The following is a 12,481-nucleotide window of genomic DNA, read 5'->3' on the forward strand; positions in this document are numbered from 1 at the left end:
GTCAGTTGTAATTGCGGATGTCGTCGATTTCGGTCTTGCCGAAATCGTCGCGATCGAGATAAGCGAGGATGCGCGCGGCCACGTCGGCGGGCGCCGACAGCTTGCCGGTGGCGTGGAATTCCTGGAAGCGCGCGAGCGCCGGAAAACTGGCTTCGTCGCTGGAACGGATGGTGGCCTGCATGTCGGTGTCGACGATGCCGGGGGCGAGCGAGACGGCGCGCACGCCTTGCGCGGCGTGTTCGGCGTTGAGCACGCGGGTGTACATGTCGAGCGCCGCCTTGGTGGCGCAATACACACCCCAGCCGGCGTTGGGATTGCGGCCCGCGCCCGACGAGATGTTGATGATGCGCACGTCGGCGCCCTGGCCGCGCAGGGCCGACAGGAACCGCGCGGTCAGCAGCATGACGGCCGTGACGTTGAGGTTGAAGGCCGACGCGATGGCGCTGGCGTCGGTGAGCTCGGCGGTATTGGCCACCGGATTGACCGTGCCGGCGTTGTTGATGAGCACATAACGGCGGGCCTGCGGCAGCGCCGCAGCCAGCCGCTCGGCCGTGGCGCCGGCCACGGCCAGATCCGACAGATCGACAGGCAGCTGCTCGAGCTCGACGCCCTCGGCGTTGGCCTGGGCGGCGAGGTCGGGATCGGTACGGCGCGCCAGCGTGACGAGGCGGGTACCGGGTTTGAGCAGGCCCCGCGCCAGGGCAGCGCCCAGGCCGCGCGAGGCGCCGGTCAGGATGGCAAGCGTGTCGATCATGTCGGATGGCTCCGGAGAGGTTGCGGTCAGACGCCTTGCTTCAGGCTGGCCTGGATGAAGGGATCCAGGTCGCCGTCCAGCACTTTCTGGGTGTTGGAGATTTCAACGTTGGTGCGCAGATCCTTGATGCGGCTCTGGTCGAGCACGTACGAACGGATCTGATGGCCCCAACCCACGTCGGTCTTGGAGTCTTCGAGCTTCTGCTGCTCGGCCATGCGCTTGCGCATCTCGAGCTCGTACAGCTTGGACTTCAGCATCTGCATCGCTTCGGCGCGGTTGCGGTGCTGCGACCGGTCGTTTTGGCACTGGACCACGATGCCGCTGGGCATGTGCGTGATCCGGACGGCGGAGTCGGTCTTGTTGATGTGCTGACCGCCCGCGCCGCTGGCCCGGTAGGTGTCGACACGCAGATCGGCCGGATTGACCTCGACCTCGAAGGACTCGTCGACCTCGGGGTAGACGAATACGCTGGCGAACGAGGTGTGGCGGCCACCGGAGGAGTCGAACGGGCTCTTGCGCACGAGGCGGTGCACGCCGGTTTCGGTGCGCAGGTAGCCGAAGGCATATTCGCCTTCCATCTTGATGGTGGCGGACTTGATGCCGGCGACTTCGCCTTCGGACTCTTCGAGCACTTCGACCTTGAAGCCCTTGCGTTCGGCGTACTTCAGGTACTGGCGCAGCAGCATGGAGGCCCAGTCTTGGGCCTCGGTGCCGCCCGCGCCGGCCTGGATGTCGACGAAGCAGTTGAGCGGGTCGGCCGCGTTCGAGAACATGCGGCGGAATTCCAGCGTCTCGAGCTTTTCCTGGAAGCCGTTGGCATCGACCTCGATGGCTTCGAGCGTGGCGTCGTCTTCGTCGGCGGCGGCCAGTTCGAACAGCTCACGTGCGTCGGCCAGCCCCGAGCCGAGCTCGGTGAGCGTGCCCACGACGTCTTCGAGGGATTTCTTCTCACGGCCCAGGTCCTGGGCGTGCTTGGGGTCGTTCCAGACCGAGGCGTCTTCGAGCTCGGCGTTTACGACATGCAGGCGTTCGGATTTGGCATCGTAGTCAAAGATACCTCCGTAGAGCCTGTTCGCGCTCCGCGTAGTCGGCAAGGCGGGCGGCGATCTGGTTCTGACGTTCGGCTTCCATGATTGATCCTGGTGACTTTTATGCGAAACCTGGCATTTTAGCGTGCCTGAGCCCGTCTTGCTGCGGCAGGCGCCCGGTGCCCCCGCGGCCGGTGCTGCGCCGGCCGGTGCAGCGGCGGCCGATGCCGCGGCGGCCGATGCCGCGCCGGCGCTGGCCGGACTGTCCCGCTGGCCGGCGTCAACCGGCGTGTTCGATCACCAGCTGCACGGAGACCATGCCGTTCCAGACGTTCTGCTCCAGGCGGTAGGCCGCCTGGATCTGGGCGGGCAGGGATTGGTCGTGGCCGAACCAGATGGCGTCGAAGCGCTGCGCACCGCGCTCGAGTGAGAGCTTGAGGTGCTTTTCGCCGACCAGCCGCTGGCTGCGCACGGTGAATTCGTCGAGGAACAGCGGTGCCGCGAAACCCGCGCCCCAGACCTGTTGCTGCAGCAGGCCCGCGACTTCGGCATTGGCATAGCCCGTCTCGAGCGACCCGTCGGTTTCGATGAGGGGCTCGAACTGGTCGCGTCCGGTGAGTTCGCGCACGGCGGCCTCGAAGGCCGGCGCGAACTGCGCGAAACCGTCGCGTCCGAGCGTGAGGCCGGCCGCCATGGCGTGGCCGCCGAACTTGCGGATGAGCCCGGGGTGGCGCTTGGACACGAGGTCGAGCACGTCGCGCAGGTGCACGTCCGGAATCGAGCGGCCCGAGCCGCGGATTTCGTCGTCGCCGGCGGGCGCGAAGGCCAGCGTGGGCCGCCAGAATTTTTCTTTCAGGCGCGAGGCGACCAGTCCCACCACGCCCTGGTGCCAGCCCGGATCGTAGACGCAGACGGTGGCGCCGGCCGTGGCCTGGGGCGCTTCCATCGCCGCCATGGCCTGCTCGCGCATTTCGGCTTCGATCGTGCGGCGCTCGCGGTTGATGTTGTCGAGCTCGCGCGCCATGTTGAGCGCCTGGGCCTCATCGTCGGTGGTGAGGCAGGCGATGCCCAGGCTCATGTCGGCCAGGCGGCCGGCGGCGTTGATGCGCGGGCCGAGCGCGAAGCCCAGGTCGAAGCTGTTGGCATTGCGCGGCTCGCGGCCGGCCACGGCAAACAGCGCCCGCAGGCCCGGCTGCATACGGCCCGAGCGCATGCGCGCGAGGCCCTGTGTGACGAGCAGGCGGTTGTTGGCGTCCAGCCGCACGACGTCGGCGACCGTGCCGAGCGCCACCAGATCGGCCAGCGCATCGAGGCGGGGCCCGCCGTCGGCGGCGTACACCCCACGGCGGCGCAGCTCGGCGCGCAGCGCCAGCATCATGTAGAAGATCACGCCCACACCGGCGAGGTTCTTCGATGGGAAGCCGCAGCCCGGCTGATTGGGATTGACGATGGCCAGCGCCGCCGGCAGCGTGTCGCCCGGCAGGTGATGGTCGGTCACGACCACGCCGATGCCGGCGGCATTCGCCGCGTCCACGCCCTCGACGCTGGCGATGCCGTTGTCCACCGTGATGATGATGTCGGGCTTGCCGTTGCGATGACGGCAGGCGAGTTCGATGACGGCGGGCGAGAGGCCATAGCCGGTCTCGAAGCGATTGGGCACCAGGAAATCGACATCGGCGCCCATGGCCGACAGCGCGCGCAGGCCGACCGCGCAGGCCGTGGCGCCGTCGCAGTCGTAGTCGGCCACGATCAACAGGCGCTTGTTGGCCTGGATCGCGTCCGCCAGCACGGATGCCGCGTGAGCGGAGTGCGTGAGGTGGGCCGGCGGCAGCAGCGCGGGCCAATTGAGACGGGTCTGGTCCGGGTGCGTGACGCCGCGGGCGGCCCACAGGCGCGCCAGCAAAGGATGGATGCCGGCGGCTTCGAGCGTTTGGCACGCGTCGAAGGCGGCGGAGCGGACGGTTAGACGGGGTGTGACCACCAGGCGTTCCAGTTGTGCTTGGGCGCGGGCAGCCATTTGGCCAGGCCCGAGCGCGGTTTGAGGGTGAGGCGGGCGCGGCGGTCGGCGCCCAGCAGCAGCAAGGTCAGCGGCTGGCGCGGCGCGTGACGCGCGTCGGCCAGCGGCGCGAGATGCTCGGCATCCAGGCGGGCCAGCGCCTCGAGCCAGCGGCCCCAGTCGCCTTCGCGATGCGAGCGCTCGAGCTCGGACAGGACCTGGGCCGGTTCGCCGGGCGTGAGCGTCCAGGGCAGGGCGCCGCCATAAAGCCAGAGACCATTGATGGGGGCGACGCCGCGCGCGGCGCGAGCCTCATTGACGGGCTGCTCGTGCCAGGCCATCTGAATCTCGTTGAGCAGACGCCGCCACGGCCGCGTGGCGGCGTCGTGCTGCCACCAGGCGTCGAGCCGCTGGCCGGCCACGGCCGCGGGACTGGCGCTCCGCGGCGCGAGGCCGTCGGGCAGCCGCACGCGCCATCGGCCCGGGGCGAGACGCTCCACGCCGAAGCCCTGTTCGCTGAATAGGGGCGCGGCCAGCGCGTAGAGCGCGGCGTCTTCGTCCGCCCGCAGATCGAGTTGATCGGGCGGCATCAGCGTGGCCTGGTCGGTGCCGAGCGCAAGGTGGACCAGCTCGGCAAGCCAGACGGGCTCGCCGGGCCTGGCCTCGGGGGCGCGCAGCGGTCCGAGGCCGGCGCCGAGCGCCTGATCCGGGCCGGGCGCGAACCCGGCCTGGCCGAGCTGCCACGCCTCGAACGGCGTGCAGCCCTGGGCGCGCACATCGAACGATTCGGACTCGGCACGGCCGGCCTGCAACCAGGCATGCAGTACCGGCGCGCGTTGCGGCAGGTGCCGGGCGAGTTCGCCGGCCACGGAGAGGTCGGGCAGGGCGCCCGGGATCACGATCAGCATGGCGGCATTGTAGTGCCGCCGCCGGACCGGCCGCCGGGCGGAACAAATCGGCCCTGCCACGCTCTGATGGAACAGGTAGCGACGGGTGCCGGGGCGGCACGCCGGGCGACTGCCGTTAATGCCATAATGCGCTGTGCTGAAAATACCTTACGAACTCTGGATTGGCGCCCGCTACGCGGGCATGGCGCGCCTCGGTCGGCGCAGCGGTCGCCGTGACCGCTTCATTTCCTTTATTGCCGCCACGTCGATGGCCGGGATCGGGCTGGGCGTTGCCGCCCTGATCGTGGTCCTGTCGGTGATGAACGGCTTCCAGAAGGAAGTGCGCGACCGCATGCTCTCGGTGCTGCCCCACATCGAACTCTACGTCCCGGGGGCCTTGCCGGACCGGGTGCTGGCGCAATGGGACCAGTTCGGCTCCGCGGCCAAACAGAATCCCGAGGTCCGGGGCGAGGCGCCCTTCGTCGCCGCCCAGGGCATGCTCGTGCGCGGCCAGGCGCTGCGCGGCGTGCAGGTGCGGGGCATCGATCCCGAGCGCGAGGGCAATGTCTCCGATCTGCCCAAGCAGATGGTGACCGGCAAACTCACCGACCTGAAGCCGGGCGGCTTCGGCGCCGTGCTCGGCAGCGACCTCGCCACCGACATGGACGTGAAGGTGGGCGACACCGTGATGATGCTCGCGCCGCAGGGGTCCATCAGCCCCGCCGGCTTCGCGCCCCGCATGCGCCAGTTCACGGTGGTGGGCATTTTCTCGTCCGGCCATTATGAGTACGACTCGTCGCTCGTGTTCGTGGACGACGACGATGCCGCCCGCGTGTTCCGCGACAGCGGCACCGCCGGCGTGCGTCTGCGCATCGCCGACATGCAGCGCGCACCGCAGGTGGCCACCGAGCTGGCCAAGGTGCTGCCGCCCTACGTGATGGCATCGGATTGGTCGCGCAACAACCGCACCTGGTTCGCGGCCGTGCAAACCGAAAAGCGCATGATGTTCCTGATCCTCGCGCTGATCGTGGCGGTGGCGGCGTTCAACCTGCTGTCGTCGCTCGTCATGGCCGTCAAAGACAAGCAGTCCGACATCGCGATCCTGCGCACCCTGGGCGCAGGCCCGGGCGAAGTCGCGCGGATATTCCTCGTGCAGGGCGCCCTGATCGGCGTGGTGGGCACCATCGCGGGCGTGGCCGGCGGCATGCTGATCGCGTACAACGTCGACGTGATCGTGCCTTTCATCGAAGGCCTGTTCGGCGTGCATTTCCTGCCGCGCGAGATCTATTTCATCAGCGCGCTGCCCTCAGATCCGCAAGTCAACGACATCGCCATCATCGGCGTGACCTCGCTGGTGCTGTCGCTGCTGGCCACCCTTTACCCCAGCTGGCGCGCGTCGCGCCTGCAACCGGCACAGGTGCTGCGCCATGACTGATACTTCCCGCGAACTGACGCCGCCGCCGGCGCTGCTGGCCGAGCACCTGACCAAGGTCTACGACGAAGGCCCCGAGCGCATCCTGGTGCTCGACGATGTGTCGCTCGCCGTCGAGCGCGGCGAGATGGTGGCCATCGTCGGCGCCTCCGGCTCCGGCAAGAGCACGCTGCTGCACATCCTGGGCCTGCTCGACGTGCCGTCCGAAGGTACGGTGCATGTCGACGGCGTGGATTCCCATGGTCTGTCGGAGGCGCGCAAGAGCGCGCTGCGCAACCGCAGCCTCGGCTTTGTCTATCAGTTCCACCATCTGCTGCCGGAGTTCTCGGCGCTGGATAACGTCGCGATGCCGCTGATCGTGCGCCGGGTCGATCGCGAGACGGCGCGCAAAGAGGCGCGCGAGGTCATCAAGCTGGTCGGTCTGGCGGCGCGCGAGGGGCATTTCCCCGGGCAGTTATCGGGCGGCGAGCGGCAGCGCGTGGCCCTGGCGCGCGCGCTCGTGACGCGGCCGGCCTGCGTGCTGGCCGACGAGCCCACCGGTAACCTCGATCGCCACACCGCGCAGGCCATGTTCGAGCTGCTCACCCGCGTCAATCAGGAATCGGGTACGGCCTTTGCTATCGTGACCCATGACCCGGAGCTGGCGGCGCGTGCCGATCGCCAGCTGCACATGGAAAACGGGCGCCTGCTGGCCGGTTGAACCGGGCAGGCGTCCTGCCAGCGGAGCCGTGCGTGTTCATCGATACCCATTGCCATCTCGACGCCGCCGAGTTCGATCCGGACCGGCTGGACGTCGCGCACGCCGCACAGGATGCGGGGGTGGGCGCGATCGTGATTCCGGCCATCGAGGCGGCCAACTTCGAGACCGTGGCCACGCTGGCCGGCCAGTTCGAAGGCGGGACCTACGCACTCGGTATCCATCCGCTGTATGTGGCCCGGGCCCACGACGCCGACCTGGACGTGCTCCGGCGCGCCATCGAGGCGGCCTTGCCCGATCCGCGCTTTGTCGCGATCGGCGAGATCGGCCTGGACTTCTTCGTCAAGGACATCGCCAGCGGCGCGCCGCGCGAACGCCAGGAGCGTTTCTACGCCGCCCAGCTCGGGCTGGCCGCCGAGTACGGCCTGCCCGTGCTGCTGCATGTGCGCCGCTCGCAGGACATTCTGCTCAAGTATCTGCGCCGCCAGCGTGATCTGGTGGGCGGCATCGCCCATGCCTTCAATGGCAGCGCCCAGCAGGCGCAGGCCTTCGTCGAACACGGCTTCGCGTTGGGCATGGGCGGCGCGATGACGTTCGAGCGCGCGCTGCAGATCCGCCGGCACGCGACGGACATCCCGCTCGAGCATCTCGTGCTCGAAACCGATTCGCCCGATATCCCGCCCGCCTGGCTGCACGAGCCGGATCGGCGCAACACGCCCGCGCATCTGCCGCGCATCGGCGCGGTGCTGGCCGAACTGCGTGGCGCCGATGTGGCCGAGATCGAGGCAGGCACGACCGCGGCCGCGCGCCGCGTGCTGCCCCGGCTGGACGCCTGGCTGGCCGGGCGCGACGCGCACTGACCGATGTGCATGGGGCTTCCGTCCCCGCGCGCGGACGGCGATAATCCTGCGTATTGCCGCCGCATGCCGGCCCTTGACCTCCAGGAGATGTTGTCATGAAGAAGCTCAGCACCGAAGATCTGCAGGCCGCTGTTGAGATCCTGCGCCGGGTGCAGCAGCGTCTGGCGCGCGCGGGCGAGTTGCCGCTCGAGCCGACGCTGTATCAATGCGCCAAGGGCTACAAACGGTCGCTGGCCAAGTATCTCTGGACCTGGCTCTCGGGGCTGCTCGCGCCGCAAAAGAGCCTGGCGCTCTGGCTCGACGTGCACCAGACCGGCTGGCGCCAGGGCAAGACGCCCGCGGCCGCGGTCTATGCGCGTGCCGAACATCAATGGTTCGAATGGTTGATCGCCGAGCTCCAGCGCGAGATCGACGATCCGCACGAGCGCGCGCGCCGCGCCTGAACCCTTGCGGGCTGACCGGCCAGCGGGGCCTGGATTGTCGTCATGAATACGCGTTTCGTCGAAGCTTTTTTGTGGTCCGCGCGGCTGGGCAGTTTCCGCGCGGCCAGTGATCGCCTGCACATCACGCAGGCCGCGGTGGCCAACCGCATTGCCTCACTCGAAGAAGACATCGGCGCACGGCTGTTCGACCGGGACGCCAAGGAGCTGCGCCTGACCGCGGTGGGCACGCGCCTGCTCGACTACGGCGAGCGGCTGCTCGAGTTGCGCCAGCAGATCCTGTCGCTGGGCCGCAGCGCCGACGAGGTTTCGGGCCTGGTGCGTATCGGCGTGATCGAGACGGTGGTGCATACCTGGCTCATCGGTTTTCTCACGAACCTGCGCTCCACCTATCCGGGCATCGAGGTGCAGCTGACTTCGGAGACCACCCGCGCGCTGCATCGCGGCCTGCGCGAGGGCTCGCTGGATATCGCGCTGCAGACCGATGCGGTCACCGAGGCGGGCATCGTGAATGTGCCGTGCCTGCCCATGGAGATGGGGTGGGTCGGTCCGGCGGGCAGCGACGAGAGCGTTCGTGTCGAAGACCTGCTGCGCGAGCCGGTGCTGACCATGAGCCCGGGATCGCAGCCGCACGAAGCACTGAAGGCCTTGTATCGCGACGCCGGCATCCCGTTGGGCAAGGTGCATTGCGTGAGCTCGATCGCGGCGCTCGCCAAACTGGTGCGCAGCCATTTCGGCCGGGCGCTGGTGCCGCTGCCGCCGATCTATGAGTATGTGGGCCGCGGCGAGGTGCAGATCCTGCGCACCGATCTGCCGGTGCCGCCGCAGCGGCTGGTGGTGAGCTACCTCGAGGGCGCGGCCTCCGATGCCATCCGGCTGGTCGCCGAGCTGGCCTGCCTGGCCTCGGATCAGTTCACCACCTCGGTGAAGGCCCCGCGTTTGGGTAGCACGCAATAGGGCTTACCCTGAGTTCGCGCGTATAAATTTTATTGCGCGCTCAACAAAATAACTCGTTTGTCCGGGTCGGGGCCCCGGCGGGAAGATAACGGCTTCCGTCATCAAGGAAGGCGTTACCTGCCATGAACTCCAAGTCCGAACTCTCTCCCCCGAACGGCATGCTCTTCGTCGCCACCGACGTGGACGCCGCCGAGGAACTCGATTTCAACCGCTGGTACGACCGTGAACACGTCGAAGAGCGGGTGCGTATTCCCGGCTTCGTGTCCGGTGCGCGTTACTCGAGCGTGGAGGGCGGCCGCAAGTATCTGGGCCTGTACCGCACCGAATCGCTCGGCGCGTTTACCACCGACGCCTATCGCGCGGCCTTTGGCCAGCAGACGCCCTGGTCGGTGACCAACCTGGATCGCATGCGCAATCCGATGCGCCGCGTGTGCGCCGTCGAGGGCGCCGTGGGCTTTGGCAGCGGCGCACACATCGTGGTGCTGCCGCTGGATGGCGCGGTGCAGGCCGAGTCCGCCGCGCGCCTGGGCGAAACGCTCGCCGGGCAGGACGGCTTCGTGCACTCGTACCTGCTGACGCCCGACACCACGCTGAGCTCGCCGCTGCCGCGCGAGTCGACCGAGAACCGTCAGCTGTTGCCGATCTTCTTGGTGGAGGCCAGCACGGCCGTGGCCGCGCGTGCGTTGCGCGAGCAGGCCGCCAAGGCCCTCGGGGTGCCGGCCGCACAGGGTTGGCTGCTCGAACTCGGCTGGAAACTCACGACCGCCGACCTGGGCTGAGCACCGAAGAACTCTCGACCGCGCCATCTGTGAGCGCGCGCGCAACATGCAAGGGACACTGCCATGGCAGAACACACACTGAACGCACCGGCTGAACACGCCGAAGGCGACAAGCACAAGATGCGTCGACTGGCGCTGGCCAGCTCGGTGGGCACCACGCTCGAATGGTATGACTTCACCGTCTACAACCTGATGGCCGCGCTGGTATTCAACGCGATCTTCTTCCCGTCGTTCGATCCGCTCACGGGCACCATCCTGGCCTTCTCGACCTACGCGGTGGGCTATATCTCGCGGCCGCTGGGCGGTTTCGTGTTCGGTCACCTGGGCGACCGTCTGGGCCGCAAGTTCGTGCTGGTGGCCACGCTCGTCATCATGGGCGTGTCGACCGGCCTGATGGGCCTGTTGCCCACTTACGCCACCTGGGGCCTGTGGGCGCCGGTGGCGCTGGTGGCGCTGCGTTTCGTGCAGGGCGTCGCGCTGGGTGGTGAATGGGCCGGCGCGGTGCTGCTGTCGATGGAGCATGGCAAGCCGAATCAACGTGGCCGCAACGCCTCGTTCACCCAGGTGGGTCCGTCGTGCGGCACGCTGATCGGCACCGGTTTCATCGCCGTGATCTCGGCCCTGCTGTCGCCGGAAGAGTTCCAGGCCTGGGGCTGGCGCATTCCGTTCATCTCGAGCGTGGCGCTGGTGCTGTTCGGCCTGTGGCTGCGCCGCGGCGTGGAAGAAACGCCGGTGTTCCGCGAGATGGAAGAGAAGCGCGAGACCGCCAAGACGCCGATCAAGGAGGTGCTGGTCACGTACTGGCGCCAGTTGCTGATCGCGGGTGGCTCGCGCATCGGCAGCGACGTGCTGTACGCGCTGGTCGTGGTGTTCACGCTGACCTACGTGACGACGGTGCTGAACCTGTCGCGTCCGCTGGCCCTGACGGCCACGATGATCGGCGCGGGCGTCAATGCCGTGACCGTGCCGCTCTTCGGTGCGCTGTCCGACAAGATCGGCCGTCGTCCGGTGTACCTGGCCGGTGCCGTGCTGGGCATGGCCTGGGCGTTCGTGTTCTTCTTCCTGATGGACCAGGCCAGCCCGTTTCTGATCTGCATCGCCGTGGTCGGCGGGCTGCTGATCCACGCCATGATGTACGGCCCGCAAGCCGCGTTCGTGACCGAGCAGTTCCCGGGACGCGTGCGCTATGCCGGTTCGTCGCTGGCTTACACGCTGGCCGGTATCGTCGGCGGCGGCTTTGCTCCGCTGATCATCGCGAGCCTGTTCAAGTCGTGGGGATCGACCCTGGCCGTGTCGCTGTACGTCGTGTTCGCGCTGGCGCTGACCGCCGTGTCGCTGCTCGCGGCGCGCGAGACCGCCAAGCGGCCGCTGCAGCAGTAAGGCAGCAGGTCGGCATGAACGCCCGCCGGATCGAGAGGTCCGGCGGGCGTTGTCCATTCTGAGTCGTGTGGGACTCGATCTCCGGCAGGCCGATCAAGCCAGCAGTCCTTTCGCGATGGTGTTGCGCTGGATCTCGCTGGTACCGGTGACGATGCGGTAGAGCCGCAGCCGCCGGAAGATGAACTCGACGGGGTGGTTCTTGGTGACGCCGACGTTGCCGTGGATCTGCATGGCCTTGTCTGCGATCTCGAAGCAGCGCTCCGAGACGAACAGTTTGCACATGGCGGCGAGCTCCCTGACGTCCTCGCCCGCGTCCGCGCGCTCGGCCGCTGCCAGGACCATCTGCTCGCAGGCATACAGCGCCGTCGCCATGTCGGCCAGCATGTGCTGGATGGCCTGGAACCGACTGATGGGCCCGCCGAACTGCTGGCGTGTCTTGGCGTAGTCCAGGGCCATGCGAAACGCCTGGCGCGCCAGGCCGATCATCGTGGGGCAGTGCAGCAGCCGATTCACACTGATACGGTTCATGGCGATGCGAAAGCCCCCACCGGCCGTGCCGATCAGGTTCTTCCTGGGCACCCGCACCTGGTCGAGCACAATGTCGGCATCGACATACTGGCCGGTCATCGGGACGCAGTCGAAGGTTAGCCGCACGCCGGGTGCGTCGAGATCGATCAGCAGGGCCGAGATGCCATCGACGCCTTTGTCCGGGTCTGTCACGCACAGGGTGACGGCGAAATCAGCGAAGGTCGATGCGGAGATGTAGTGTTTGACGCCCGTGACGATGTAGTCGTCGCCGTCTTCCACAGCCAGCGTGTGCAGATTGGTGGCGTCCGATCCGGACTGCGGCTCCGTCATGGCAAAGCACGCACCACGTTCGGCGCGGATCACCGGCATGATGTATCGCTCGAGCTGGTAGGGCGTGGCGTGGGCGACGAGATTGCCGATCCGCGACGGCCCGCCCCAGTCGCCCAGCACATGGGGAAACAGGATGGCGCCGGACGCCGCGACATCGTCTTTCAGCACGCACAGATCGCGGTAGGGCAGGTCCTGACCGCCCAGATCGCGGGGCAACTGCAGGCCATACAGATCCAGTTCGCGGGAGCGCCGCCAAACGGACCTGACCAGTTCGCGGGAGAATTTATCCTCATAGCCAAGCCCGAGCGAGCGTTCGAGGGGGATCAGCTCGTCGTGCAGGTAGTGATGCAGGCGCTCACGTAGCGCGGCAAGGGGCGGGGCAGGCTGGATCATCATGTCTCCTTGGGATAGTG

The 12,481-nt window shown here is 68.0% G+C and carries 12 protein-coding genes; 7 read left to right on the forward strand and 5 right to left on the reverse strand.

All coding sequences use genetic code 11. The features are described 5' to 3' along the window. Position 1 precedes the first annotated feature (1 nt). The 4 genes from CAL25_RS06125 to CAL25_RS06140 all read right to left on the reverse strand — a co-directional run bounded on the left by CAL25_RS06125 (position 2) and on the right by CAL25_RS06140 (position 4,686). Positions 2-754, reverse strand: a complete 753-nt coding sequence (locus tag CAL25_RS06125) for an SDR family oxidoreductase (protein WP_094799069.1) — start codon at positions 752-754, stop codon at positions 2-4. A gap of 26 nt (positions 755-780) precedes the next feature. Next, positions 781-1,885 (reverse strand): peptide chain release factor 2 gene (prfB, locus tag CAL25_RS06130; RefSeq protein ID WP_141217894.1). Its coding sequence is split into 2 segments (ribosomal slippage): positions 781-1,803 and positions 1,805-1,885, totalling 1,104 coding nucleotides; the frame shifts between segments, so codons are not numbered across the junction. Between the two features lie 177 nt (positions 1,886-2,062). Further along, positions 2,063-3,763 carry a single-stranded-DNA-specific exonuclease RecJ gene (gene recJ, locus CAL25_RS06135; RefSeq protein WP_094799070.1) on the reverse strand — a complete coding sequence of 567 codons (1,701 nt, stop codon included), beginning with the start codon at positions 3,761-3,763 and terminating at the stop codon, positions 2,063-2,065. Then, a complete protein-coding gene (locus CAL25_RS06140) occupies positions 3,745-4,686 on the reverse strand; it encodes a hypothetical protein (RefSeq protein WP_094799071.1) in 942 nt (313 codons plus the stop codon). Before CAL25_RS06140 ends, recJ begins: the two co-directional genes overlap by 19 nt. A 181-nt stretch (positions 4,687-4,867) precedes the next feature. Between CAL25_RS06140 and CAL25_RS06145 the strand changes: the two genes are divergently transcribed. The 7 genes from CAL25_RS06145 (at position 4,868) to CAL25_RS06175 (ending at position 11,210) form a co-directional block, all read left to right on the forward strand. After that, positions 4,868-6,100 carry a lipoprotein-releasing ABC transporter permease subunit gene (locus CAL25_RS06145; protein WP_249278990.1) on the forward strand — a complete coding sequence of 411 codons (1,233 nt, stop codon included), beginning with the start codon at positions 4,868-4,870 and terminating at the stop codon, positions 6,098-6,100. Beyond that, a complete protein-coding gene (locus tag CAL25_RS06150; protein ID WP_094799073.1) occupies positions 6,093-6,797 on the forward strand; it encodes an ABC transporter ATP-binding protein in 705 nt (234 codons plus the stop codon). The genes CAL25_RS06145 and CAL25_RS06150 overlap by 8 nt, the downstream gene beginning before the upstream one ends. Before the next feature lie 32 nt (positions 6,798-6,829). Beyond that, positions 6,830-7,654, forward strand: coding sequence for a TatD family hydrolase (locus CAL25_RS06155; protein WP_094799074.1), 825 nt, complete (start codon positions 6,830-6,832; stop codon positions 7,652-7,654). 95 nt (positions 7,655-7,749) lie between these two features. Beyond that, complete coding sequence (locus CAL25_RS06160) at positions 7,750-8,097, forward strand: hypothetical protein (RefSeq protein ID WP_094799075.1); 348 nt, start codon at positions 7,750-7,752, stop codon at positions 8,095-8,097. Positions 8,098-8,139: 42 nt separating this feature from the next. After that, the gene (locus tag CAL25_RS06165; protein ID WP_094799076.1) at positions 8,140-9,051 is read left to right on the forward strand and encodes a LysR family transcriptional regulator; all 912 of its coding nucleotides are present in this window, start codon (positions 8,140-8,142) and stop codon (positions 9,049-9,051) included. A gap of 122 nt (positions 9,052-9,173) precedes the next feature. Beyond that, positions 9,174-9,830, forward strand: a complete 657-nt coding sequence (locus tag CAL25_RS06170) for a DUF4286 family protein (protein ID WP_094799077.1) — start codon at positions 9,174-9,176, stop codon at positions 9,828-9,830. A gap of 63 nt (positions 9,831-9,893) precedes the next feature. Next, positions 9,894-11,210 (forward strand): MFS transporter, encoded by a 1,317-nt coding sequence (locus CAL25_RS06175; RefSeq protein ID WP_094799078.1) that lies wholly within the window; start codon positions 9,894-9,896, stop codon positions 11,208-11,210. A 93-nt stretch (positions 11,211-11,303) separates the two neighbouring features. On the opposite strand, the gene CAL25_RS06180 is transcribed toward CAL25_RS06175, so the two are convergent. Then, positions 11,304-12,464: an acyl-CoA dehydrogenase family protein gene (locus CAL25_RS06180; protein WP_094799079.1), complete on the reverse strand. Its 1,161-nt coding sequence runs from the start codon at positions 12,462-12,464 to the stop codon at positions 11,304-11,306. Positions 12,465-12,481 lie beyond the last annotated feature (17 nt).

This window comes from Bordetella genomosp. 5, assembly GCF_002261315.1.
In the GTDB taxonomy this organism is placed as follows: Bacteria; Pseudomonadota; Gammaproteobacteria; order Burkholderiales; family Burkholderiaceae_B; genus Bordetella.

What these genes read in the sequence shown, in the direction of transcription:
- CAL25_RS06175 (WP_094799078.1), top strand. Translation starts at nt 9,894, where the DNA reads ATGGCAGAACACACACTGAACGCACCGGCTGAACACGCCGAAGGCGAC.
- CAL25_RS06165 (WP_094799076.1), top strand. Translation starts at nt 8,140, where the DNA reads ATGAATACGCGTTTCGTCGAAGCTTTTTTGTGGTCCGCGCGGCTGGGC.
- CAL25_RS06140 (WP_094799071.1), bottom strand. Translation starts at nt 4,686, where the DNA reads ATGCTGATCGTGATCCCGGGCGCCCTGCCCGACCTCTCCGTGGCCGGC.
- CAL25_RS06125 (WP_094799069.1), bottom strand. Translation starts at nt 754, where the DNA reads ATGATCGACACGCTTGCCATCCTGACCGGCGCCTCGCGCGGCCTGGGC.
- CAL25_RS06180 (WP_094799079.1), bottom strand. Translation starts at nt 12,464, where the DNA reads ATGATGATCCAGCCTGCCCCGCCCCTTGCCGCGCTACGTGAGCGCCTG.
- CAL25_RS06145 (WP_249278990.1), top strand. Translation starts at nt 4,868, where the DNA reads ATGGCGCGCCTCGGTCGGCGCAGCGGTCGCCGTGACCGCTTCATTTCC.
- CAL25_RS06150 (WP_094799073.1), top strand. Translation starts at nt 6,093, where the DNA reads ATGACTGATACTTCCCGCGAACTGACGCCGCCGCCGGCGCTGCTGGCC.
- CAL25_RS06160 (WP_094799075.1), top strand. Translation starts at nt 7,750, where the DNA reads ATGAAGAAGCTCAGCACCGAAGATCTGCAGGCCGCTGTTGAGATCCTG.
- CAL25_RS06170 (WP_094799077.1), top strand. Translation starts at nt 9,174, where the DNA reads ATGAACTCCAAGTCCGAACTCTCTCCCCCGAACGGCATGCTCTTCGTC.